Source organism: uncultured Modestobacter sp. (genome assembly GCF_947486615.1).
Taxonomy (GTDB): Bacteria; Actinomycetota; Actinomycetes; order Mycobacteriales; family Geodermatophilaceae; genus Modestobacter.
Genome location: NZ_CANKUD010000001.1, coordinates 290,998 through 313,425, shown reverse-complemented (window position 1 = coordinate 313,425; position 22,428 = coordinate 290,998). Strand labels below are relative to the sequence as shown.

At 75.1% G+C, this 22,428-nt stretch carries 26 protein-coding genes and 1 pseudogene; 13 read left to right on the top strand and 14 right to left on the bottom strand.

Translation table 11 applies throughout. The features are described 5' to 3' along the window. A complete protein-coding gene (locus Q1A09_RS01555) occupies nucleotides 1–1,548 on the bottom strand; it encodes an ATP-dependent DNA ligase (protein WP_299951247.1) in 1,548 nt (515 codons plus the stop codon). 128 nt (nucleotides 1,549–1,676) lie between these two features. Here Q1A09_RS01555 and Q1A09_RS01550 point away from each other — a divergent pair, with 128 nt between their 5' ends. Both Q1A09_RS01550 and Q1A09_RS01545 read left to right on the top strand, forming a co-directional pair. After that, complete coding sequence (locus Q1A09_RS01550; protein WP_299951244.1) at nucleotides 1,677–1,979, top strand: GNAT family N-acetyltransferase; 303 nt, start codon at nucleotides 1,677–1,679, stop codon at nucleotides 1,977–1,979. Nucleotides 1,980–2,123: 144 nt separating this feature from the next. Next, nucleotides 2,124–3,389, top strand: a complete 1,266-nt coding sequence (locus Q1A09_RS01545) for an aldose epimerase family protein (RefSeq protein WP_299951241.1) — start codon at nucleotides 2,124–2,126, stop codon at nucleotides 3,387–3,389. Nucleotides 3,390–3,522: 133 nt separating this feature from the next. Here Q1A09_RS01545 and paaE read toward each other — a convergent pair whose 3' ends face one another. The 5 genes from paaE to paaA all read right to left on the bottom strand — a co-directional run bounded on the left by paaE (nucleotide 3,523) and on the right by paaA (nucleotide 7,466). Continuing rightward, entirely contained in the window at nucleotides 3,523–4,590 is a 1,068-nt protein-coding gene (gene paaE, locus Q1A09_RS01540; protein ID WP_299951239.1) for a 1,2-phenylacetyl-CoA epoxidase subunit PaaE, read from the bottom strand. Further along, entirely contained in the window at nucleotides 4,590–5,051 is a 462-nt protein-coding gene (gene paaD, locus Q1A09_RS01535; RefSeq protein WP_299951236.1) for a 1,2-phenylacetyl-CoA epoxidase subunit PaaD, read from the bottom strand. The genes paaE and paaD overlap by 1 nt, the downstream gene beginning before the upstream one ends. A gap of 98 nt (nucleotides 5,052–5,149) precedes the next feature. Next, entirely contained in the window at nucleotides 5,150–6,061 is a 912-nt protein-coding gene (gene paaC, locus Q1A09_RS01530) for a 1,2-phenylacetyl-CoA epoxidase subunit PaaC (protein WP_299951233.1), read from the bottom strand. Between the two features lie 92 nt (nucleotides 6,062–6,153). Continuing rightward, nucleotides 6,154–6,519 carry a 1,2-phenylacetyl-CoA epoxidase subunit PaaB gene (gene paaB / locus Q1A09_RS01525; protein ID WP_366139743.1) on the bottom strand — a complete coding sequence of 122 codons (366 nt, stop codon included), beginning with the start codon at nucleotides 6,517–6,519 and terminating at the stop codon, nucleotides 6,154–6,156. After that, the gene (gene paaA, locus Q1A09_RS01520) at nucleotides 6,516–7,466 is read right to left on the bottom strand and encodes a 1,2-phenylacetyl-CoA epoxidase subunit PaaA (protein ID WP_299951230.1); all 951 of its coding nucleotides are present in this window, start codon (nucleotides 7,464–7,466) and stop codon (nucleotides 6,516–6,518) included. The genes paaB and paaA overlap by 4 nt, the downstream gene beginning before the upstream one ends. A 119-nt stretch (nucleotides 7,467–7,585) precedes the next feature. Between paaA and paaK the strand changes: the two genes are divergently transcribed. The 3 genes from paaK (at nucleotide 7,586) to Q1A09_RS01505 (ending at nucleotide 9,845) form a co-directional block, all read left to right on the top strand. Then, entirely contained in the window at nucleotides 7,586–8,932 is a 1,347-nt protein-coding gene (paaK, locus tag Q1A09_RS01515; protein ID WP_299951227.1) for a phenylacetate--CoA ligase PaaK, read from the top strand. After that, complete coding sequence (locus Q1A09_RS01510) at nucleotides 8,929–9,546, top strand: TetR/AcrR family transcriptional regulator (RefSeq protein ID WP_299951225.1); 618 nt, start codon at nucleotides 8,929–8,931, stop codon at nucleotides 9,544–9,546. The genes paaK and Q1A09_RS01510 overlap by 4 nt, the downstream gene beginning before the upstream one ends. A 152-nt stretch (nucleotides 9,547–9,698) precedes the next feature. Next, nucleotides 9,699–9,845, top strand: a complete 147-nt coding sequence (locus Q1A09_RS01505) for a hypothetical protein (RefSeq protein WP_299951222.1) — start codon at nucleotides 9,699–9,701, stop codon at nucleotides 9,843–9,845. A gap of 95 nt (nucleotides 9,846–9,940) precedes the next feature. On the opposite strand, the gene Q1A09_RS01500 is transcribed toward Q1A09_RS01505, so the two are convergent. Together Q1A09_RS01500 and Q1A09_RS01495 are read right to left on the bottom strand one after the other, a co-directional pair. Then, nucleotides 9,941–10,234, bottom strand: coding sequence for a hypothetical protein (locus Q1A09_RS01500; protein ID WP_299951219.1), 294 nt, complete (start codon nucleotides 10,232–10,234; stop codon nucleotides 9,941–9,943). 155 nt (nucleotides 10,235–10,389) lie between these two features. Continuing rightward, nucleotides 10,390–10,542: a hypothetical protein gene (locus tag Q1A09_RS01495; protein WP_222195038.1), complete on the bottom strand. Its 153-nt coding sequence runs from the start codon at nucleotides 10,540–10,542 to the stop codon at nucleotides 10,390–10,392. Nucleotides 10,543–10,981: 439 nt separating this feature from the next. Between Q1A09_RS01495 and Q1A09_RS01490 the strand changes: the two genes are divergently transcribed. Genes Q1A09_RS01490 through Q1A09_RS01480 form a run of 3 tightly spaced genes read left to right on the top strand, consistent with a single transcriptional unit; the run spans nucleotide 10,982 to nucleotide 14,594 of the window. Next, on the top strand, nucleotides 10,982–13,450 hold the full coding sequence (locus Q1A09_RS01490; RefSeq protein ID WP_299951211.1) for a molybdopterin oxidoreductase family protein: 2,469 nt from the start codon (nucleotides 10,982–10,984) through the stop codon (nucleotides 13,448–13,450). Continuing rightward, a complete protein-coding gene (locus tag Q1A09_RS01485; RefSeq protein WP_299951208.1) occupies nucleotides 13,447–13,929 on the top strand; it encodes a hypothetical protein in 483 nt (160 codons plus the stop codon). Before Q1A09_RS01490 ends, Q1A09_RS01485 begins: the two co-directional genes overlap by 4 nt. Continuing rightward, nucleotides 13,926–14,594, top strand: a complete 669-nt coding sequence (locus tag Q1A09_RS01480; protein ID WP_299951205.1) for a GPR1/FUN34/YaaH family transporter — start codon at nucleotides 13,926–13,928, stop codon at nucleotides 14,592–14,594. Before Q1A09_RS01485 ends, Q1A09_RS01480 begins: the two co-directional genes overlap by 4 nt. Before the next feature lie 50 nt (nucleotides 14,595–14,644). Here Q1A09_RS01480 and Q1A09_RS01475 read toward each other — a convergent pair whose 3' ends face one another. The 3 genes from Q1A09_RS01475 to Q1A09_RS01465 are packed head-to-tail and all read right to left on the bottom strand — an operon-like array spanning nucleotide 14,645 to nucleotide 17,399. Continuing rightward, nucleotides 14,645–15,301 (bottom strand): GerMN domain-containing protein, encoded by a 657-nt coding sequence (locus tag Q1A09_RS01475; RefSeq protein ID WP_299951202.1) that lies wholly within the window; start codon nucleotides 15,299–15,301, stop codon nucleotides 14,645–14,647. After that, nucleotides 15,298–16,671, bottom strand: a complete 1,374-nt coding sequence (locus tag Q1A09_RS01470; RefSeq protein WP_299951199.1) for a cell wall metabolism sensor histidine kinase WalK — start codon at nucleotides 16,669–16,671, stop codon at nucleotides 15,298–15,300. The genes Q1A09_RS01475 and Q1A09_RS01470 overlap by 4 nt, the downstream gene beginning before the upstream one ends. Next, the gene (locus tag Q1A09_RS01465) at nucleotides 16,668–17,399 is read right to left on the bottom strand and encodes a response regulator transcription factor (protein WP_299951196.1); all 732 of its coding nucleotides are present in this window, start codon (nucleotides 17,397–17,399) and stop codon (nucleotides 16,668–16,670) included. Before Q1A09_RS01465 ends, Q1A09_RS01470 begins: the two co-directional genes overlap by 4 nt. A gap of 141 nt (nucleotides 17,400–17,540) precedes the next feature. Here Q1A09_RS01465 and Q1A09_RS01460 point away from each other — a divergent pair, with 141 nt between their 5' ends. Further along, entirely contained in the window at nucleotides 17,541–17,900 is a 360-nt protein-coding gene (locus Q1A09_RS01460) for an STAS domain-containing protein (protein WP_299951194.1), read from the top strand. 38 nt (nucleotides 17,901–17,938) lie between these two features. After that, nucleotides 17,939–19,324, top strand: coding sequence for a DUF2254 domain-containing protein (locus Q1A09_RS01455; RefSeq protein WP_299951191.1), 1,386 nt, complete (start codon nucleotides 17,939–17,941; stop codon nucleotides 19,322–19,324). A gap of 66 nt (nucleotides 19,325–19,390) precedes the next feature. Here Q1A09_RS01455 and Q1A09_RS01450 read toward each other — a convergent pair whose 3' ends face one another. Further along, nucleotides 19,391–19,693, bottom strand: coding sequence for an STAS domain-containing protein (locus Q1A09_RS01450; protein ID WP_299951188.1), 303 nt, complete (start codon nucleotides 19,691–19,693; stop codon nucleotides 19,391–19,393). Nucleotides 19,694–19,952: 259 nt separating this feature from the next. Between Q1A09_RS01450 and Q1A09_RS01445 the strand changes: the two genes are divergently transcribed. From Q1A09_RS01445 to Q1A09_RS01435, 3 genes are all read left to right on the top strand, one after another. Then, nucleotides 19,953–20,507, top strand: coding sequence for a DUF421 domain-containing protein (locus Q1A09_RS01445; RefSeq protein ID WP_299951185.1), 555 nt, complete (start codon nucleotides 19,953–19,955; stop codon nucleotides 20,505–20,507). An 80-nt stretch (nucleotides 20,508–20,587) separates the two neighbouring features. Continuing rightward, on the top strand, nucleotides 20,588–20,917 hold the full coding sequence (locus tag Q1A09_RS01440) for a hypothetical protein (RefSeq protein WP_299951182.1): 330 nt from the start codon (nucleotides 20,588–20,590) through the stop codon (nucleotides 20,915–20,917). A 7-nt stretch (nucleotides 20,918–20,924) separates the two neighbouring features. Continuing rightward, on the top strand, nucleotides 20,925–21,161 hold the full coding sequence (locus Q1A09_RS01435) for a hypothetical protein (protein ID WP_299951179.1): 237 nt from the start codon (nucleotides 20,925–20,927) through the stop codon (nucleotides 21,159–21,161). Nucleotides 21,162–21,192: 31 nt separating this feature from the next. Here the strand turns inward: Q1A09_RS01435 and Q1A09_RS22570 are convergent. After that, nucleotides 21,193–21,270, bottom strand: a pseudogene (locus Q1A09_RS22570) (four-helix bundle copper-binding protein); the annotation flags it as partial. A gap of 36 nt (nucleotides 21,271–21,306) precedes the next feature. After that, nucleotides 21,307–22,248 (bottom strand): metallophosphoesterase, encoded by a 942-nt coding sequence (locus Q1A09_RS01430; RefSeq protein WP_299951175.1) that lies wholly within the window; start codon nucleotides 22,246–22,248, stop codon nucleotides 21,307–21,309. Between the last annotated feature and the right edge of the window lie 180 nt (nucleotides 22,249–22,428).

The window sequence follows — 22,428 nt, the reverse complement described above, 5'->3', positions numbered from 1 at the left end:
TCAGCCGGCCGCGGCCGCACCGCCGGCGAGCAGGGCGCGCACCGCGTCCAGCGTGTCGGCCTCGGCAGCGGTCTTGTCCGGCCGGTAGCGGACCACCCGGGCGAAGCGCAGCGCCAGCCCGCCGGGGTAGCGGGTGCTGCGCTGCGCGCCGTCCAGGGCGATCTCCACCACCAGCTCCGGCCGCAGCCGCAGGCCCCACTCGGCCTGCTCGGCGGCGAGCCCGGGGAAGGTGCGGGTCTGCCACTCCAGCAGCTCTTCGGTCATGCCCTTGAAGGTCTTGCCGACCATCAGCGGCTCGCCGCCATCGGGGTCCCGGGCGCCCAGGTGGATGTTGGACAGCCGGCCGCTGCGCCGGCCGTAGCCCCACTCGGCGCCGAGCACCACCAGGTCCAGGGTGTGCACCGGCTTGACCTTCTGCCACGACCGGCCGCGGCGTCCGGCCGCGTACGGGGCGTCCAGTGCCTTGACCACCACGCCCTCGTGCCCGGCGGCGAGCGCGTCCTCGAGCACCCCGGCCGCCTGCTCCGGGGTCGGCCGGCGCACCCCGGGCATCCGGAGCGCGGCGTGCTCCTCGGCGGCGAGCAGCCCGGCCAGCGCGTCCAGCCGGACCGACAGCGGCTCGTCCAGCAGGTCGCGGCCGTCCAGGTGCAGCACGTCGAACAGGAACGGGCTGAGCAGCACGCCGGCGTCCGCGGCGTCGCTGCCGAACCGGCTCATCGTGTCCTGGAACGCGCGCGGCCGGCCGTCGTCGTCCAGCGCGAGGGTCTCGCCGTCCAGCACGGCCGTTCGGCAGGGCAGCGCCCGGATCCGCTCGACCAGCTCCGGCACCCCGTCGGTGACCTCGCGCAGCGTGCGGGTCCACACCCGGACGACGTCGCCGTCCCGGTGCACCTGGATCCGGGCGCCGTCCAGCTTGGTCTCCACGGTCACGTCGGTGCCGAGGTCGGCGAGCGCGGCGTCCAGCGACGACCCCGGGCTGGCCAGCATCGGGCGCACCGGCCGGCCGACCTCCAGGCGCACCGCGGCCAGCGCCTCGACCCCGCCGGTGAGCGCCAGGGCCGCGGTCTCCGGGAGCCGCCCGGAGAGCATGAACGCCCGCCGGAGGGCGGTGGCCGGCACGTCGGCGGCGGTGGCGACCGCGTCCAGCACGACGCCCTCCAGCGCTCCCTGGCGCAGCTCACCGGTGAGCAGCCGGACCAGGAACTGCTGCTCGTCGGCGGTGGCCGCATCCAGCAGGGTGCGCAGCACGGCGTCCCGCCGGGCGGCCGAACCGGGGCCGGCCACGCCGGCCAGCTCGGTGAGGGCCGAGTCGACGGCGAGCACGGTCAGCGACGGCTCGGGCGCAGCCGGGCCCGACAGCGCCGACAGGGTGCGCCACCCGACGCCCAGCCGGCCCTGCCGCACCTCACCGGACAGCCACGCGGTCACCGGCTCGACCTCGTCGGTGGCAGCCCGGCGGAGCAGGTCCGCGATCGCCGTGGCCTTCGCCGTCCGGGACCTGGTCGCGGTGACGGTGGCAGAGGTGGCGAGGACGTCGGCGAGCAGCACGCCGCCATGGTCGCAGCGACGACGGCGATCAGCGGGCGGCCGCACCCCGGCGCCCTCGCACGGTCCCGGCCCGGCCAGGATGTGGCCGACCACCCGGGCGGCGAGAGGGGACGACCATGCAGGTCGAGATGACCGACGCGAGCGAGCAGCACCGCTACGAGGGGCGCGTCGGCGGTGAGCTGGCCGCGATCGCGGAGTACCTGAAGACGGCGGAGCTCGTCGTGTTCACCCACACCGAGGTGTACCCCGGGCACGAGGGGCGGGGCGTCGCCTCGGCCCTGGTGCGTCAGGCGCTGGACGACGTCCGCCGCCAGGGACTGCGGGTGCTGGCCGTGTGCCCCTTCGTCGAGGGCTACATCGCTCGGCACCAAGCTGAGCACGGCGACCTGCTCTACCGGTCGCGGAGCACGGCCACGGTCGGCCGGGACTGACCCCGACCCGCCATTGACAGGCGCTCGGCGGCGTCCCTACCGTCGACTGCGTTCCACAGGACCGACCGAGGGCACGTCCCCGTTCGCCGTTCCGGTGTCGAGGGGCACGTGCACCTGCCACCGCGACGGACGACGGAGTCCCGCATGCCTGGACGTGTGCCCCTGCCCTCTTCCCACCCCACCGCCGTGGCCGGCCGCCGCCGACGGCGCTCCTGGCCGCTGGTCGCCGCGCTCAGCACCGGCCTGCTCGTCGGCAGCGTCGCGGCACCGGCCGGCGCCACCGAGGACCGCCCCGACCGCGGCGGCGGCCACGGCCGCGGGCAGGCGAGCACCACCGTCGAGCCCTTCGGCACCGCCCCCGACGGCACGCCGGTCGAGCGCTGGACGCTGCGCCACGGGGACATGACGGTGCGGGTGCTGACCTACGGCGGGGTGATCCAGACCCTCGAGGTGCCCGACCGGCACGGCCAGGTGGAGAACGTCGTCCTGGGCTTCCCGGACGTGGCCGGGTACGCCTCCGACGCCGACCCGTACTTCGGCTCGCTCATCGGCCGCTACGGCAACCGGATCGCCGGGGGCACCTTCGACCTCGACGGCGAGACCTACCAGCTGCCGCTCAACGACGGGCCGAACACCCTGCACGGCGGACCCGAGGGCTTCGACGACCGGGTGTGGGCCGCGACCCCGGTCGGTGACCGCCGGGTCGCCGCCCTGCAGTTGCAGCTGGTCAGCCCGGACGGCGACCAGGGCTTCCCCGGCACGCTCACCACCACCGTCACCTACAGCGTGGACCGGCAGGAGCGGCTGACCGTCCACTACGAGGCCACCACCGACGCGCCGACCGTGGTCAACCTGACCCAGCACACCTACTGGAACCTCGGCGGCGAGGGCTCCGGGACGATCTACGACCACGAGCTGGAGATCGACGCCGACGCGTACACCCCGGTCGACGAGACGCTCATCCCGACCGGCGAGATCGCACCCGTGGAGGGCACCCCGTTCGACTTCCGGGACGCCACCGCCATCGGGGCCCGCATCCGGGTCGCCGACCAGCAGCTGCTCTACGGCCAGGGCTACGACCACAACTGGGTGCTCGACCGGGACGACGACGGCGCCCGGGAGGGCTCGGACGGCGAGGACGAGCTGGAGGAGGCCGCCGAGCTGCACGACCCGGAGAGCGGCCGCACGCTGACCATCGAGACCACGGAGCCCGGGCTGCAGTTCTACTCCGGCAACTTCCTCGACGGCACCATCGTCGGCACCGGCGGCAGCGTCTACCGGCAGAGCGACGGGCTGGCGCTGGAGACCCAGCACTTCCCCGACTCCCCGAACCAGCCCGGTTTCCCGTCCACCGAGCTGCGCCCGGGCGAGGTGTACGAGAGCACCACGGTGTTCGAGCTGGACAACTGAGCCATCGGGCGCCGGCCGTGGGCGGGGCACGCCCTCCCGCGGCCGGCGCCCTCAGGCGTCGAGTACATCGGACGCCTGACGCCGCCGGTCCGCTCCTCGGTCGCTGGCGCTCCCTGCGATGCTCCCGGCGCCCTCAGGCGTCGTAGTCCACGGTGACCTGGTCCGACACCGGCAGGCTCTGGCAGGTCAGCACGTAGCCGGCATCGACCTCGGCGGCCTCCAGGGCGTAGTTGCGGCGCATGGTCACCTCGCCGGCGGTGACCCGGGCCCGGCAGGTGCCGCACACCCCGCCCTTGCAGGCGAACGGCAGGTCACCGCGCACCCGCTGGGCCGAGTCGAGCACCGGCACGTCGCGCGGCAGGGCCAGCGTCGTCGTCCGGCCGTCCAGCACCACGGTCACCTCGGCGCTGGGGCCCTCGACGGTCTGCTCGTCGCCGCGCACCGGCTCCGGCGGGACGTCGTCGACGAAGAACAGCTCCTGGTGCACCCGCCCGCCCGGCACGCCCTGCTCTGCCAGCAGCTCGCGGGCCTCGGTGACCATGCCGTGCGGGCCGCACAGCCACCAGTGGTCCACCGCCGGCACGTCGACCAGCGAGCCGACCAGCCGGCGCAGCCGGTCACCGTCCAGCCGGCCGCTGGTCAGCTCGGCGTCCCGGGGCTCCCGGGAGAGCACGTGCACCAGCTGCAGCCGGGAGCCGTACCGGTCCTTCAGGTCGGCCAGCTCGTCGGCGAACATCACCGTGTTCGTCCGGCGGTTGCCGTAGAACACCGTCACCGTCGACGTCCCGTCGCGCAGCACCGAGCCGGCCAGCGACAGCGCCGGGGTGATCCCGGAGCCGGCGACGACGAACACGTGGTCACCGGGCACGGACAGGTCGGCGGTGAACGTCCCGGCCGGTGGCAGCACGTCGATCCGGTCGCCCGGCCGCACCTCGTGCACCAGCCAGGAGGAGAAGAAGCCCCCGGGGACCTCGCGCACGCCCACCCGGGGCGGGGCGCCGACCGGGGCGCAGATGGAGTACGAGCGGCGCTCGTCCCGGTCGCCGTCCACCCGGCGCAGGGTGAGCGCCTGGCCGGGGGAGAAGCGGTAGACCTCGGCGAGTTCGTCGGGGACGGCGAAGGTCACCGCCACCGCGTCGTCGGTGAGCCGCTCGACCCCGGCGACGGTCAGCGGGTGGAACTGCGGCCTGCGCCGGGACATCAGCGCTCCTTGAGCTGTTCGAAGGGCTCGGCACAGCTGCGGCAGCGGCGCAGCGCCTTGCAGGCGGTGCCGCTGAACGCGCTGATCTCGACCGAGTCGGGCGACCCGCAGACCGGGCAGGCCGCCGTCCGCCGGCTCGGCCCCAGGGTCAGCGGCACCGGGCCGGTGGTGTGCACCGGTGCCGGCCCGGGTGGGGCGATGCCGCCGGCGGCGAGCTTGCTGCGCCCCTCGGCGGTGATCCAGTCGGTGCTCCAGGCGGGGGAGAGCACGGTGCGCACGTCGACCTCGGCGAACCCGGCCCGGTGCAGGGCGTGCACCAGGTCGGCACGCATCACGCCCATCGCCGGGCAGCCCGACCAGGTCGGGGTGATCTCCACGACCACGACGCCGTCCTCGACCCGGACGTCCCTCAGCACCCCGAGGTCGGCGAGGGTCAGCAACGGCAGCTCCGGATCAGTCACCCCCTCGGCCACCGCCCGAGCCCGGCCGTGTTCGCCGGCATGGCCGGGGACGGCGTCCGACGGGCGGCCATGGTGGCGAACATGGCCGGGGCTGGCGGTCACCAGGTGGCCGCGGGGTGCTGGCGGGCCAGGCCCTGGAGGGTGGCAAGCAGGGTGGTCAGCTCGGGGGAGTGCTCGCCGGTGCGGCCGCGCGGCGGGACGTCGGCGGGCCACTCCGGCACGCGCAGGGTCGCCTGGTCGAGCACCTGGGTGAGCACGGCCCGCACCTCGTCGCGGGTGCCGGCCGGGTCGACCGCGACGCCGGCGGTGACGAGGCGGCGCTCGACGTCGGTGGCGGAGAGGACCTCGGCCAGCAGCGGCCAGACGGCGTCCACCCCGGCCTGTGCGCGGCGGTGCGACTCCGGCGTCCCGTCGCCCAGCCGGAGCACCCAGCGGGCCGCGTGGTCGCGGTGGTAGGTCAGCTCGTGTACGCCCTTGGCCGCGATCGCGGCGAGCACAGGGTCGCGCGAGTCGCGCAGCCGGGTGAGGACCGCCAGCCGCAGGGTGGACGCGGCCAGCAGCCGGACCATGGTCCGGCCGAAGTCCCCGCCCGGGGCCGCCATCAGCCCGGTGCACCGGAACTCGTCGGGGTCGCGGAAGTAGGCGAGGGCGTCCTCGTCCGGGACGGTCGGCGTGGTCCGCTCCCGGCTGCGGCCCAGGACGCCGACCGAGCCGGCCCGGGCCAGCAGCAGCCGGGCCTGGCCGAGCAGGTCGAGGGCGGTGTTGCCGAGCGCGACCTCCTCCTCCAGCTCGGGGGCGGCGGTCATCCACTCGGTCAGCCGCTGGGCGAGCACCAGGGCGTCGTCGCCGAGCATCAGGCAGTACTCGCCGAGGTCGGCCGGGTCGATCCCGTCGGGCACCGTGGTGTCGACGCCGGCCAGCGGCTCGTCGAACCCGGTGCCGAACGCCCACTGCCCCTCACCCCCGTGCGCATGGTCAAGCGCGTCGTACACGGTCTCCTCGTGCGCCATCCCGCAACCTCCCTCGCTCGCGGTCACCATGGCCCCCTCCCAGGGCCCCGCCGCCCGAGGAACGAAGGTGGTGGGGGAGAGGGGGTCCTTCCTCAGATGTGCGGGACGTCGTCGGGGATCTCGTAGAACGTCGGGTGCCGGTAGACCTTGTCGCCGCTGGGGGCGAACATCGGGTCCTTCTCGTCCGGGCTGGAGGCGGTGATGTCCGCGGCCTGCACCACCCAGATGCTCACGCCCTCGTTGCGCCGGGTGTAGACGTCGCGGGCGGCGTGCACCGCCATCTCGTCGTCCGGAGCGTGCAGCGAGCCGACGTGCACGTGGTTGAGCCCGCGCTTGCCCCGGACGAAGACCTCGTAGAGCGGCCAGTCCCGACGGCTGACCGCCGGCCGGTCGGCCACCGGCACCTCCGGCCCGGTCGGGACGGCGCCGTGCCCGCCCTCCGCCGTCAACTCGGTCACGCGTGCTTCTCCGCGTACGCCGTGGCGGCCTCGGTGACCCAGGCGTTGTCGTCCCGGGCCGCGCGGCGGCGGGCGATCCGCTCGTCGTTGCACGGGCCCTGTCCGCTGATCACCCGCTGCAGCTCCGACCAGTCGATCGGGCCGAACCGGTAGCGCCCGGTCGCCTCGTCCAGCGCGAGCTCGGGGTCGGGCAGGGTGACCCCGAGGACGGCGGCCTGCGGCACGGTCATGTCCACGAAGCGCTGGCGCAGCTCGTCGTTGCTGTGCCGCTTGATGCCCCAGGCCATCGACTGCGCGGAGTTGGGGCTCTCGTCGTCCGGCGGGCCGAACATCATCAGCGAGGGCCACCACCAGCGGTCGACGGCGTCCTGCACCATCGCCTGCTGCTCGGGCGTGCCGCCCATCATGGTCATCAGCAGCTCGTAGCCCTGCCGCTGGTGGAAGGACTCCTCCTTGCAGACCCGGATCATCGCCCGGGCGTACGGGCCGTAGCTCGACCGGCACAGCGGCACCTGGTTGCAGATCGCCGCGCCGTCGACCAGCCAGCCGATGACGCCGACGTCGGCGTAGGTCAGCGTCGGGTAGTTGAAGATCGAGCTGTACTTCTGCCGGCGCTCGATGAGCTTGTCGGTGAGGTCGGCCCGGTCGGCGCCGAGCGTCTCGGCCGCCGAGTACAGGTAGAGGCCGTGGCCGGCCTCGTCCTGCACCTTGGCCAGCAGCACGGCCTTGCGCCGCAGGCTGGGCGCGGCCAGCAGCCAGTCGCCCTCGGGCTGCATGCCGATGATCTCCGAGTGCGCGTGCTGGGCGATCTGCCGGACCAGGGTCTTCCGGTAGCCCTCGGGCATCCAGTCGCGCGGCTCGATCCGGTGGCCGGCCGCGATCGTGGCGTCGAACCGGGCCTGCAGCGCGGCCTCGTCGAGGGTCCGGTCGAGCGCGGGGGCCGTCATCGCATCTCCTCCGAGCAGCTGCCGCCGACCATTTACCGACCGAGCGGTCAGTAATAGTGTGACCGAGGCCACGCGCCGGCACAAGCGCCCGGGCCGAGCCGGCCGACGAGGGGACGACGATGACGACGGACAGCACGGTGGCCCGGACGCCGCGGCGGCTGGGGACGGCGCCGGAGCCGGAGCTGCTGGACCCGGCCGAGCGGATGGGCGTCGACGAGCTGCGGGCCCTGCAGCTGGAGCGGCTGCGGCGGACGCTGCGGCACGCCTACGAGCAGGTGCCGCACCACCGGCGGGCGTTCGACGCCGCGGGCGTGCGCCCCGACGACTGCCGGGAGCTGGCCGACCTCGCCCGCTTCCCGACCACCAGCAAGGCCGACCTGCGCGAGGAGTACCCGTTCGGCATGTTCGCGGTGCCGCGGGAGCAGGTGCGCCGGCTGCACGCCTCCTCGGGCACCACCGGCCGGCCCACCGTCGTCGGCTACACCGAGACCGACCTGCGCACCTGGGCCGCGGTGATGGCCCGCTCGATCCGCGCGGCCGGCGGCCGGGCCGGCGACCTGCTGCACAACGCCTACGGCTACGGGCTGTTCACCGGCGGGCTCGGCGCGCACGCGGGGGCCGAGGCGCTGGGCTGCACCGTCGTCCCGGTGTCCGGCGGGATGACGCCCCGGCAGGTGCAGCTGATCACCGACTTCCGGCCACGGGTCGTGATGGCCACGCCGTCCTACATGCTCACCGTCATCGACGAGTTCGAGGCCCAGGGGCTGGACCCGCGGGCCTGCTCGCTGGAGATCGGCGTCTTCGGCGCCGAACCGTGGACCGAGCAGCTGCGCACCGAGCTGGAGGAGCGGCTGGACCTGCACGCCGTCGACGTCTACGGGCTGTCGGAGGTGATGGGCCCGGGCGTCGCGCAGGAGTGCGTGGAGACCAAGGACGGGCTGCACGTCTGGGAGGACCACTTCCTGCCCGAGGTGATCGACCCGGTGACCGGCGAGGTGCTGCCCGAGGGGGAGGAGGGGGAGCTGGTGTTCACCTCGCTGACCAAGGAGGCGATGCCGGTGGTCCGCTACCGCACCCGCGACCTGACCCGGTTGCTGCCGGGCACCGCCCGGCCGGGGATGCGCCGGATCGAGAGGATCACCGGCCGCACCGACGACATGATCATCCTGCGCGGGGTGAACCTCTTCCCGACGCAGGTGGAGGAGGTCGTGCTGCGCACCCCGGGCCTGTCCCCGCACTTCTCCCTCGAGCTGAGCACCCGCGGGCGGCTGGACCACCTCACCGTGCACGTCGAGGCACGGCCCGACTGCCCGGCCGGACGGCGCGCGGCGGCCGCCGCCGAGGTGGCGGCCGCGGTCAAGGAGACCGTCGGCGTCACCGTGGAGGTGCAGATCGTCGACCCCGGCACGCTGGCCCGCTCGATGGGCAAGCTGCAGCGGCTCACCGACCGCCGGGAGCACAGGTGAGCGCGCCGGTGCGGCGCGGCCGCCCCGGTCACTCGCTGGAGTCGCTGCTGGACGTCGCCGTGGCGGTGTTCAACGAGCGCGGCTACGAGGCGACCAGCATGGACGAGGTGGCCGCCCGGCTCGGGGTCACCAAGTCGGCGCTCTACCACCACGTGCCGGGCAAGGGCGAGCTGCTCCGGCTGGCGCTGGACCGGGCGCTGGACGCGCTCTCCGCGGTCACCACCGAGCCCGGGGCCACCACCGGGCCGGCGATCGACCGGCTGGAGCACGTCGTCCGCGGCTCGGTCCGGGTGCTCGGCGCGCAACTGCCGCACGTCACCCTGCTGCTGCGCGTGCGGGGCAACTCCGTGGTGGAACGGGAGGCGCTGCTCCGTCGGCGGGCCTTCGACCGGTTCGTCACCGAGCTGGTGCGCGCGGCCGCGGCCGAGGGGGACGTCCGCCCGGACGTCGACCCGGCGGTCACCAGCCGGCTGCTCTTCGGGGCGGTCAACTCCCTCACCGAGTGGTACCGGCCCGGACACGGCCCGGACGGCGGGCTGACCCCCGACGCACTGGCCGACGCTCTGGTCACGATCGTCTTCACCGGGCTGCGCGCCGGGCCGGGGTGCCCCTGAGCCATCCGGCCGGCGGCGCGTCGGCCGGCCGGGCCGGCCCGAGGAGTGGGTCGCCCTGCTGCGGGGCACTGCGGGAGGACCACCGTCCGCTCACGGGTCGGCAGCGCAGCACCGTTGACCCGACGTGGCCCCCGAGCCCTCCAGGAGGAGACATGACGCACGCACCCGACGACAACGGGCGGCCCAGCGGCCTGGGGCGGATGCCCAAGAACCGCGCCCGGCTGCTGATCGTGTCGGTGTTCGTGCTGATGATCGTAGTGGCGTTCGGTTTCATGATCCTGGTCGGCCAGCCCGACTGACCCGCACCGGCCGCGCACCCCGGACGACGCTCACCCGCGGGCGGGAGTCCGGTCGCGCGGCCAGGACACCCCTGGTGCGGCCGTGCCGTGCGGCCTCACCAGGGGAGATTGCCCCCGGTCGCGGCGACGGTGAGGAACAGCCACCCGAAGATCACCGCGAGCACGACCAGCTCCAGTGCGAACAGCGGCCAGCGTCCGTCGGCGATGCTCTGCCGCAGGCCGGACCGGCCGGAGCGGTCGCCCTGCGAGCGGTCGCCCTCCGAGCGGTCCCGCTCCGACCGGTCGGGTGCCGAGCGGTCGGGTGCCGAGCGATCGGGTGCCGAGTGGTCCGGTGCCGGGCGGCGGGGTGCTGGGCGGTCAGGTGCGGAGCGGTGGAGTGCGGAGCTCATCGGGGGGCCTCCCAGGGATGCGGTTCGTCCTGCACGGTGCGCGAGGCCCGTCGAGGGCCAGGCCACCGGACGGCCGGGCTGGGCTCACCCGGACACCGGGTCCCTGCCCAGCACCGGCGCAGCTCAGTCACGGCCGGGCGTGCCGGTGGCCGGGGTCAGAGCAGCCGGTCCAGGTCGTCGGGCCCCGGTCCGGTCCCGCCGGAGTCCCGCATCGGCGAGGTCTCGGGCAGGTCGTCGTCCGGGGGCTCGGCGGCGACCGGCCCCTCCGCGTAGAGGGTGTCCGGGTCCTTGGGGTCGATCTCACGCATGCCGCAGGGCTACCCGGCAGCACGGGGCGGAACCCCGTGGGGGGTCGCCAGGCGGCGTCGGCGACGCCCGGCGACCACCCGCCATGCTGGCAGCGGCGGAACCTCGCCGGGGCGTGCGGCGCGGATCGTCATGGTCTCGTCATGTGCTGCGCCGGGGGCCGACCGGCCCACGGTCACGTGACGAGCACGTCATCCGTCCGGGTCCTGGATGACGAGCTCGTGACGACTGCGCGCCGGGCGGCAGTGGTCCCTGTGCCACCGGGCATGGACGGGGACGCCGTGCCAGGGTGACCACGCCCCGTCGCACCTCGTGCGACGGCGGTCCCGGCCGGAACGTCGGCAGGCAGCAGCCGCCGGCACCGGCCCAGCCCGACGGTCACCCAGCCCCGGTGACGTGCCCGGCCCGTCCGGGCCCGAGACGCCGCCCAGGAGGACGCCCGTGCCTGACATCGACCGCATCGCCGAACCGTGGGGGACCCGCACCCCGTACGGACCGGGGGAGACCTGGCCCACCCGCGTCGACAGCCACCTCGCCGAGGGCCTCACCGAGGCCGACGTCGACCGCTGGGTGCAGTCGGCGACGATCCTGCACTCCAACGGCGACGGGCTGGACATCGCCGTCAAGGACGGCGAGATCGTCGGCGTCCGGGGGCGTGCCGAGGACCGGGTGAACCACGGCCGCCTCGGCCCCAAGGACCTGTTCGGCTGGCAGGCCAACAAGTCACCGGACCGGCTGACCAAGCCGCTCATCCGGCGGGACGGCGAGCTGGTCGAGACCGACTGGGACACCGCCATGGACGCCGTCGCCGGGCGGGCCAAGGAGCTGCTGGCCGAGCAGGGCCCCAGCGCGATCAGCTTCTACACCACCGGGCAGCTGTTCCTGGAGGAGTACTACACCCTGGGCCTGATCGCCCACGGCGGCATCGGCACCAACCACGTCGACGGCAACACCCGGCTGTGCACCGCCACGGCGGCCGCCGCGCTGAAGGAGTCCTTCGGCAGCGACGGCCAGCCCGGCTCCTACACCGACATCGACCACGCCGACGTCATCGCGCTGTTCGGCCACAACATGGCCGAGACCCAGACGGTGCTGTGGACCCGGATCCTGGACCGGCTGGCCGGGCCGAACCCGCCGCAGGTGATCTGCGTCGACCCGCGCGAGACCCCGGTCGCCCGGGCGGCGACGCTGCACCTGGCGCCGCGGCCGGGCACCAACGTGATGCTGATGAACGCCCTCCTCCACGAGGTCATCGCCAACGGCTGGGTGGACGAGGAGTACGTGCAGGCGCACGCCGTCGGGTTCGCCGAGCTGGAGAAGCGCGTCGCGGACTACCCGCCGGAGCTGGCCGCCGAGATCTGCGACGTGCCGGTCGGGCAGATCCGGGAGGCGGCCCGGATCCTGGGCACCGCGCAGCGGCTGATGTCGAGCGTGCTGCAGGGCTTCTACCAGTCGCACCAGGCCAGCGCGGCGGCCACGCAGGTCAACAACCTGCACATCATCCGGGGCATGCTCGGCAAGCCGGGCTGCGGCCTGCTGCAGATGAACGGCCAGCCCACCGCGCAGAACACCCGCGAGTGCGGCGCCGACGGCGACCTGCCGGCCTTCCGCAACTGGTCGAACGAGCAGCACGTCAAGGACCTCGCGGCGGTCTGGAACCTCGACCCGATGCAGATCCCGCACTACTCCCCGCCCACCCACGCCATGCAGATGTTCCGGTACGCCGAGGAGGGCTCCATCCGGTTCATGTGGGTGCAGGCCACCAACCCCGCGGTCTCGCTGCCGGAGCTGGGCCGGATCCGGGAGGTCCTGGCGCAGGAGCGCCTCTTCCTCGTCGTGCAGGACATCTTCCTGTCCGAGACCGCGCAGCTGGCCGACGTCGTCCTGCCTGCCGCCACGTGGGGGGAGAAGACCGGCACCTTCACCAACGTCGACCGCACCGTGCACCTGTCGGACAAGGCGGTCGAGCCGCCCGGCGAGGCGCGGCCCGACCTGGACATCTTCATCGACTTCTCCCGCCGGATGGACCTGCGGGACAAGGACGGCCAGCCACTGGTCAAGTGGGACGACCCGGAGGGCGCCTTCGAGGGCTGGAAGGAGTGCACCCGCGGCCGGCCCTGCGACTACACCGGGATGAGCTACGACAAGCTCCGTGGCGGCAGCGGCATCCAGTGGCCGTGCAACGACGAGCACCCCGACGGCACCGAGCGCATCTACGTCGACGGCCAGTTCTGGGCCGCACCGGACTACTGCGAGAGCTACGGCCGCGACCTGGTCACCGGGGCCCCGCTGTCGCCGGTGGAGTACAGGGCGATGAACCCGACCGGCAAGGCGGTGCTCAAGGCCGTCGAGTACCTGCCGCCGCACGAGGTGCCCAGCCAGGAGTTCCCCTTCCAGCTGATCACCGGCCGCACGCTCTACCACTTCCACACCCGGACGAAGACCGCCCGAGCGCCGCAGCTGCAGAAGGCCGCACCGGAGGTCTGGGTGGAGCTCTCGGCCGGCGACGCCGCCGACCGTGGCTGGGCCGAGGGCGACCTGCTCGAGGTGAGCACGCCCCGCGGCCGGGTGGCGGCCCGGCTGCGGATCAGCGGCATCCGCCCCGGTGTCGCCTTCCTGCCCTTCCACTACGGCTACTGGGACGAACCCGCCGGCCACCAGCCGGACGGCGAGCGGGGGCGGGCGGCCAACGAGCTGACCATCACCGACTGGGACCCGGTCTCCAAGCAGCCGCTGTTCAAGGCCGCCGCCGCCCGGGTGGAGCGGCTCGCGGAGGGCGACGGCCGTCCCTCCGCCGCGCCGACCACCACCGCGTCCCGCCCGGTCACCGACGGCGTGCCGCCGACCCGGGGCGGCCCGGACGCCCATTCGACCGAGCAGTTCGCGACCGTCCTGGGAGGGGCACGATGAAGCTGCACCTGGCCATCGAGGAGCTGCACCGCTCGGAGGACCACCTCGCCACCGCGCTGCTGGCCGCCTCGGACCGGCACAAGACCGACCACGAGGTCTTCTACGTGGCCCGGGACATCGCCCGCTGGTCCCAGGACCACGTGCGCCGGCTGAGCCTCATCGGGCAGGACTTCGGGCTCGGGCTCGACCCCGAGCCGGCCGGTGATCCCGGTCTGCTGGAGACCCTGCGGCAGCGGGCGTCGGAGGCCGTGGGGCGGCGCCCCGAGCCGGGCATGCTGATGCTGGCCGACCTGCGGCACATCCACCGCGAGGCCGCCGGGGTGTCCCTGGACTGGGAGCTGCTGGCCCAGGCCGCGCAGGGCGCCCGGAAGCCGGAGCTGCTCGAGCTCGCCCAGCGGTGCCACCCGGAGACCCTCCGGCAGATGCGCTGGGCCAACGGCAAGCTGAAGGCCTCGGCCACCCAGGTGCTCGTCAGTTGAGCGGCTCGGACGCCGCCACCCGGGTGGTGCTGCGCCCACTGGCCACCCCGCTGCCGCTGGGCTTCCTGGCCCTCGCCCTGGCGACGACGGTGTTCAGCGCCGTCCAGCTGGGCTGGGTGACGCCCGACCAGGGCCGGATCGCGGCGATCACCGCGCTGGCGGCGACCGTGCCCCTCCAGCTGCTGGCGTCCGTGTTCGGCTTCCTCGGCCGCGATCCGGTCGCGGCCACCGGGATGGGCGTGCTCAGCGGCACCTGGGCCGTGACCGGGTACACCACGCTCACCTCCCCGCCGGGGGGCACCAGCTCGGGGCTGGGCGTGCTGCTGGTGGTCGCCGGCATCGCGATGCTGGTGCCGGCCGCCGCAGCGATCAGCAGCAAGGTCATGCCCGCGCTGGTGATGACCGTCGCCGCGACGAGGTTCGTCACCACGGGCGTGTACGAGACGACCGGCTCGGCCTCCTGGCAGGCCGTGGCCGGCTGGGTGGGGATCGCGCTGGCGGCCGTCGCGCTCTACACCGCGCTCGCCCTGGAGCTGGAGGGCGCCCAGGAGAGCACGGTGCTCCCGGTCGGCCGGCGCGGCCCGGGTCGCGCGGCGATGGACGGTGCGGGGCCGCTGGCTGCGGACTCCCTGGCCGAGGAGGCCGGGGTCCGGCCCCAGCTCTGACCCCGAGCAGGCCGCGACTCCGCGGGGGTGGACGTGGCGGCCCGCGCCGGTCAGGAGGTCGGGGTCGGCTCCGCGTCGAGGGGGACGGCCTCCGGGGTGACCGGCGTGGCCTCCGGGGTCAGCAGCGGCAGGTAGTCCTGCTCGGTGACCGGCCGGGACGTCAGCTCCCCGGAGGCCAGCGGCGCATCGACCGGCTCCCCGGCGCGGGTCAGCTGCACCGCCTGGACGCCGGGCAGGCTGGTCGCGGTGAGCACGATCTGGCCGACCGTCCGCCGGCTCTCCCGGCCCGACGGCGCCTCGGCGCTGCCACCCAGGTCGACGGTGGCGGTGCCGTCGGCGAGGTCGGTCACCGAGAGCGTGCTGTCCGGGCGCAGCGCCGTGGACAGCCGCTCGGTGAGCTCGGCCGGCGACGGCCCACCGGCCAGGTCCTCCAGCAGGTCGGTCAGCCGGTCCGCCAACGGGCCGGCTGCGACCGACCGCCCGCGCGGCACCAGCGCGCCGGCCTCGGTGACCAGGTAGACCGCCGGCTGCTCCTCGCCGGCCGGCGCGGACGGCGCCCCCGAGGCCGGGGCGCTCGGCGAGGCCAGGTCGTAGGGGACGTCGGAGGCGGCGATGGTGGTCGGCGACCCGCCCGTGGGCACGCCGCAGCCGGCAGCGGCCAGGGTGACCAGCAACAGTGCGGCCGACCCGGCCCGACGCGCGGTCACCGGTCCACCGCCGGCAGCGACAGGGTGAACCGGGCGCCACCGGCAGGGCTGTCGGACACCCAGGCCGCACCACCGTGGCCGGCCGCGGTCTCCTCGACGATCGCCAGCCCGAGCCCGGCGCCCGGCAGCGACCGGCGGGCCGCCCGGGGGCCGCGGACGAACCGCTCGAAGACCCGTTCCCGCTCCGCCTGCGCCACGCCGGGACCGGCGTCGTCGACGAGCAGGACCACCGAGTCGTCGCGTCGCTCCACCTGGATGCCGGTCGGGCCGCCGGCGTGCCGGTCGGCGTTGTCCAGCAGGTTCGTCACCGCCCGCTCCAGCCGGGTCTTCGTACCCCGCACCGTCGTCTCTTCCTCGGACCCCGTGCGCAGCAGGTCACCGGGCAGGCCACGGCGCAGCACGACCTCCCGCACCAGGGCCGCCAGGGACACCAGGTCGGCGTCCTCCACCGCCGGGGCGCCGTCCACCCGGGCCAGCTCCAGCAGGTCGTCGAGCATCCGGCGGAAGCGGCCCAGCTCGCCCTCGATCAGGGTCAGCGCCTGCTGGCCGCGGCCCGACAGCTCCTCCCGCCGCCCCCCGAGCACCTCGACGCTGGTGACCAGGCTGGTGAGCGGGCTGCGCAGCTCGTGGCTGACGTCGCCGACGAAGCGGGCGTCCCGCTCGATCCGGGAGGCCAGCGCGTCGACCATGCTGTTGAAGCTGGCGACGATCGCCACCAGGTCGGGATCCTCGGTGGGTGGCAGCCGGATGTCCAGCTCGCCGGCCGCGATCCGGGTGGCGGCACCGGCCACCTGTTCCAGCGGCTGCACCACCCGCCGGCTGGCCCAGCCGCCGAACAGCGCCCCGGCGGCGGTCGCCACCAGGGCACCCGCGCCGAGCACCGCGGTCAGCGTGCGCAGCGCCGCCTGCAGCTCGACCAGCGGCGCGACCTCGTAGAACTGCACTCCGGAGGCGGTGATCGGGACGCCGACCACCAGGTGTGGCCCACCCGCGATGGTGATCCGGGCCGTGCCGGCCGAGCCGTCGGCGACCAGCTCCTGGAGCGCGGAGGGCACGTCCCGGGCGCCGACGTCCAGCCGGGAGGCGTACCAGGAGCCGTCGCTGTTCACCACGACGTCGGCGCCGCCGGAGGGCACCAGGTCGACCAGCTCGTCGCCGACCTCGGCGCCGGCGGTGGACAGCCGGCTGGCCAGCACGTTGGCGTCGGCGAACGCCTGCCGGGTCAGCGCGGTCTCCCGCTGGTCGAGCAGGTAGCTGCGGGCGAGCAGGAAGGTGGTGCTCACCAGGACGGCGGAGACCAGCAGCGCTCCGACGGCGAAGGCGAGCACGATCCGCGCCCGCAGCCCCCGGGGCCCGAGCGCGAGCCTCACAGGGGGTCCAGCCGGTACCCCAGCCCGCGGACGGTGACCACCAGGTTCGGTGCGCTCGGGTCGCGCTCGACCTTGGTGCGCAGCCGGCGCACGTGCACGTCGACCAGCCGCTCGTCGCCGAAGAAGCCGTGTTCCCACACCCGTTCCAGCAGCGCCTGCCGGCTCATCACCCGGCCTGCGGAGGCTGCAAGCTCGCACAGCAGCCGGAACTCGGTCAGCGTGAGCGGCAGCTGCTCCTCGCCCCGGTGCACCGTCCCGCGTTCGGGGCGCAGCACCAGGGGGGCGGCCGGGTCCGGGTCGAGCACCAGCTCGGTGCCGCGCTCGACCGCACCGCTGCCGGCCGCGCCGCTGCTCCCGCCGGCCCGGCGGCGCAGCGCCCGCAGCCGCGCGGTGATCTCCTTGACCTGGAACGGCTTGGTCACGTAGTCGTCGGCACCGGCCTCCAGCGCGGCCACGATGTCGTGGGTGTCCGCGCGGGCGCTGACCACGACGATCGGCAGGTCGTGGTGCCGGCGGACCTGGCGGATCACCTGGAACCCGTCCATCGCGCCCAGCATCAGGTCGACCAGCATCAGGTCCGGCGGGGTCTCGTCGACCTGCCGGCAGGCGTCCTCGCCACTGGCCGCCTCGGCGACCTCGTAGCCCTCGTCCTCCAGCGCCCAGCGCAGCGGCATGCGGATGTGGTCGTCGTCCTCGACCAGGAGCAGACGTGGCGACACGCCGGACATGCTGCCACCGCGGTGGCCGGCTCCCGCGCCGGCAGCGCAGCCGTCACGCGATCGCAAAGCAACGAGCGGCGGATCGCAAGGTGCGCAGCCGACCCTCGGGGGCAGACCGCAGGACCAGCACGAGCCACGAGGGGAGAGCCGATGACCGCCGCGACCAGCCGCCAGCCGGCCTCGCTCGCCCCTGCCCGCCCCGGCCGGGACGGGCAGGTGGTGGTGGTGCTCAGTGACGACCTGCTCGCCGACGGGCTGGCCGACCTGCGCTGGCTGCTGCACGACGCGCTGCTGTCCGGCGCCCGCCGGCTGGTGGTCGACCTGACCGGCGTCCGCCAGCTGTCCAGCACCGCGGTGGCCAGCTTCCTGTGGGCGCACCGGACGTGCCGGGCCCGGGGTGGTGCCGTCGTGCTGCGCGGGGTGAACCGGCGCACCGAGGCGCTGCTGCACCGGACGGGGCTGTGGCGGGTCATGCAGGTGGAGGACCAGCCGGAGCCGCCCGGCAGGTGACGTCGGGCCGGGAGGCGTGCCCTGGGGGAGACTCGGGCGTGGCCAACGACCGGCGCGGGGGACCGCTGAGCACGCTGCTGGGCAAGATCGGCAGTGCGCTGTGGCCGATCCCGGTGCTCGGGGTGCTGATCGCCATCGGGCTGGGCATCCTGCTGCCGGCGATCGACGGCTGGCTCGACGAGCCCGGGGGCCACCCGCTCACCTTCGCCTTCGGCGGCGGCGCGTCGGCCGCCCGCGACCTGCTGGCCGCCATCGCCGGCTCGCTGATCTCGGTGACCGGCCTGACGTTCTCGCTCACCGTCATCGCCCTGCAGCTGAGCAGCAGCCAGTACTCACCGCGCGTGCTGCAGACCTTCGCCACCGACCGGGTGGTGCAGCTGACGCTGGCGCAGCTGATGCTCACCTTCGTCTACGCGCTCACCGTGCTGCGCACCGTGCGCACCGAGAGCGCGACCGAGGACGACACCGCGTTCGTGCCCCGGCTGTCCATCTCGGTGGCCTACGTGCTGACCCTGGGCAGTGTGCTGGCCCTGGTCCTCTTCCTGGAGCACCTGTCCCGGGTGCTGCGGGTGGAGACGATGCTCCGCGACGTCCACGACGAGGGCTCCCGGACCATCCACCGGGAGCTGGGCAGCGCCGACGAGGACGAGGACGGGGACGGGGACGGGGCCGAGGACGGCGACGGGACGGCGCGCCCCGGTCTCCCGCCGGGCGTCGCGGTCCCGCTGGTCGCCCGGTCCAGCGGGTTCCTGGTGGGCCTCGCCGAGGACGACGCCGTCCGGGCCGCCCGGGACGGCGGGGTGCAGGTGCGGCTGGCGGTCCGGATGGGGGACTCCGTCGTCGAGGGCACCCCGGTCGCGCACGTGTGGGTCGACTCGCCCGGCGCCCCGGTGGACGCCGCGCGGCTGGCGGAGGAGCTGGACGGAGCGCTGGAGCTGCACTTCGAGCGCTCGCCGGCCCGGGACGTGGCCTACGCGCTGCGCAAGGTCGTCGACATCGCGGTCCGGGCGCTCTCGCCCGGCATCAACGACCCGACGACGGCGGTGCACGCCTTCTCGCACGCCTCCGCCCTGCTCGGGGCGCTGGCGACCCGGCCCTCCGACGCCCGGTTCCTCCGGGACGACGAGGGGGCGGTACGGGTGGTCGTCCCCGCCTGGGAGCTGCCCGCGCTGCTGCAGCTGGTGCTGGAGGAGCCGCTGCAGTTCGCCGAGGGGCAGCCGGCGGTGCTGCGCCGGGTCGCCGGGCTGCTGCGCGAGTTCGCCTGGCGGGCCCGGGGCCGGGGGGTGGACGAGCAGGTGACCCACTACGTGGCGCGAGTGGCGGCCCTCGCCGAGGAGACCGCCTCCGTCGCGGAGACGGAGACCCGCGAGTGGCGGCACGCGGTGGACCTCGCCCTCGCCGGCAGCTGGCCGCCGCCGTCCTGACCTGACCTGACCTGGAGACGACGACGGCCGGACCCCGTGCGGGGCCCGGCCGTCGTCGTCCGGTGCTCAGGCGCCCGTCGTGCGCCCGGCCGGCGCGTTGTGGACCAGCAGCTCGTCGCCGGAGTCGGCCATCGAGGTGCGCAGGGTGGACAGCACGCGGAGCCCGACGTCGTCGGCGGCCTGCACCTCGGCGAGGTCGAGCACGACGGTCGAGTGGCCCTGCTGGCGCAGCCCCTCGACGGTTCCCCGGACCAGGTCGGCGCCGGCGGGGGTGAGGTGGCCGCTGACCCGGACGCGGCCGGTGTGGCCGTCCACCACCTCGGTCAGCGTGCGGTCGGTGGGGGTGTGCGGCGATCGCGTGGGGAGCATGGCGTCCTCCGGTGTGTCGGTGCGACCCGTGGGTGGACGGCGGGTCGGCGGCGCTCGGTCGTCGGTGCCGTCGCCGCCCGACCATGGCAGCCGGTCCTGTTCCGCCACAAGCGGGGCACGGAAGAGTCACGCACCCTTCACACGCCGGCGCGCGGCCGCCGTGCCGGTTCGCGAGCCGACCCCGCTGCCTGCAGGCTGCATCGGGTCGGAGGTCCGGGACGGTGTCCCGCGGACAGGTGGACGCAGCCGAGGAGGCGACATGTGGTGGGACTCGTGGTCGGACGTGGCCCGTGTGCTGGCGGTGGGCACCGCCGCGTACGTGAGCCTGGTGGTGGTGCTGCGGCTGTCGGGCAAGCGGACGCTGGCGAAGCTGAACGCCTTCGACCTGATCGTCACCGTGGCCCTGGGCTCGACCCTCGCCACGATCCTGCTCAGCTCCGACGTGTCCTGGGCCGAGGGCATGGCCGCGCTGGTGCTGCTGGCCACGCTGCAGGCGCTGGTCGCCTGGCTGACGGTGCACGTGCCGGGGGTGCGCGGGGTGGTGACCGCGCGGCCGACCCTGCTGTGGCGGGACGGCCGGCCGATCAGTGACGCCCTGGCCGCGCAGCGGGTGGCGCTCGACGAGGTCCGGCAGGCCGTGCGGGCCTCGGGCTCGGGGGACCTGAGCGAGGTCGCGGCGGTGGTGCTGGAGACCGACGGGACCCTCAGCGTCGTCCCGCGGAGCGCCATCGGGGACTGGTCCGCCCTGGAGGGCGTCGCGGGGGTGACCCGGGGGAGCGCGGCCGACGGCGACCCGTCCGGCCGGACCGGCTGAGCTTTGCGATCGTGTGAAGGTCGCCGGACACGGGCACCGGGGCCTGGATCGCGGGGGGTTCCGTCACGCAGGGTGTGCGCATGGTCTCCGTCTGGATCCTGTCCGTGCACAACCTCCACTGCCCGGAGTGCGACACCCGGCTGATCGAACGCGCCGGCCGGTGCGTCGTCCCCGGGCGGCGCAGCCCGGTGCACGTCGGCGAGGTGGGCACCCTGCGCTGCCCGGTCGGGCACCCGCTGCCGCCCCGCGAGCAGCTCTACGCCCACCGCGAGGAGCAGGGGCGGCCCCGCACCGCCGAGGTCTGGGAGGTCGCGCCCCCGACGGCGGCGACCGCGGCAGCCGCCGCGATGGCGGCCGGCGTGCCGCAGCCCAGCGCGGTCGCCCCCGAGCCCTCGTTCGTCGACGCGTGAGCCGGCCGTGACCAGCCTCCTGCCCCCGGCCACCGTCCGTCCGACCGCTCGGCCGAGGACCGCCCGGCGGCCGGGGCCGATCCGCCCGCTCACCGGGCGCAGCGGTGCCCTCGCCGTGCTGCTGCACTGCCCGTGCTGTTCCTCCCGGGACCTGGTGGACGCCACGCCCGCGGCGGAGGACCGCAGCTGGTTCGCCCGGATGCGCTGCCGGGCCTGTGGCCACGGGTGGGCCGCGCGCTCCTGAACCGGTCCGGTCCCCGCCGGCGGGGGTCGGCTCAGCCCAGCGAGCCGAGCAGCGTGCGGCAGGCCTGCTCGCAGCGCCGGCAGGCCTCGGCGCACGCCCGGCGGTGCTGGTGCGTCCCGGCTTCCTCATGTCCCGCGGCGGCAGGTCAGCCCGCGGAGGCCGGGGTGAGCTCGACGAACACCACCTGGGGCGGGGCGAGCAGCCGGATCGGGGCGACGTCGAAGCCGATGCCGCAGGTGACGTAGAGCCGGTTGCCGGGCGCGCCGTACCCAGCCGGTGACCAGCCGTCGGCCACCGCCTCGTCCTCGGCGTCGAGCCCGAGCCGCGACCAGCGCGGCAGCCCGGGCACCCCGAGCTGGCCGCAGCGGGTGTGCCCGGCCAGGGTCAGCGGGGCGTGGCCGGTGGGCAGGGACCGGAAACCGGTCGGGTCGTGCACCAGCACCACCCGCGGGGCGTCGTCCGGGACGCCGGCGAACGCGGCGGTGGTGTCGGGCCGGACGGCGTCCAGGCCCACCACCCACAGGTCGGTCACCGGCTGCTCCCCGGTGGGCGGCGGCAGCCGCCGGGCCTCGTCGCGGAGCACCGGGACGCCGATCCGGGTCAGGCCCCGGGTCAGCTCGTCGGCCGCGCCGGAGGAGAGGTCGTGGTCGCCCAGCACCGCGTACGTCGCCAGCCCCGCCTCGGCCAGCGGCGCGAGCAGCTCGAGGACCTGCTCCACCTGCCGCCCGGCGTTCGGCGCCCGGCCGGCGGCCTCCGGCAGGTGGGTCCCGGCGCCGGGGTCGATCGTCCGGGTCGCGGGCGGGCCGTGGACCAGGTCACCGGCCAGCAGGACGGCGTCCGGCTCGGCGGCCACCACGGCGGCGACCGCACGCTCCACCATGCCGGTGTTGGCCCACGGTGCCCCAACCTGCAGGTCGGACAGGACCGCGAGCTCGGTGCCGGTCCACTCGCCGCTCAGCTGGGGGAGGGCGACCTCGAGCCGCTCCTGGTCCAGCACCAGGCGTGGTTCGACCAGCACGCCCCAGCCCAGCAGCAGCGCGACCGCGGCCGTCAGGGCGAGCACGGCCCGGACCCACCAGCGCCTCACCGTGCCCACCACCCGGGGCACGGCAGCGGGGTGCGCACGGCGGGCGGCTCCTGACGAGTCGGGTGGGGGAGTCCTCGACCCCAGGTTCGCCTGCCACGCGGCCGCGGCGCGGTGCGGGCGCCGGCGTCGTCCGCGAACCGTCATCCAGGTCCGCCCCGGGATGACGGTCCGATGGCAGCC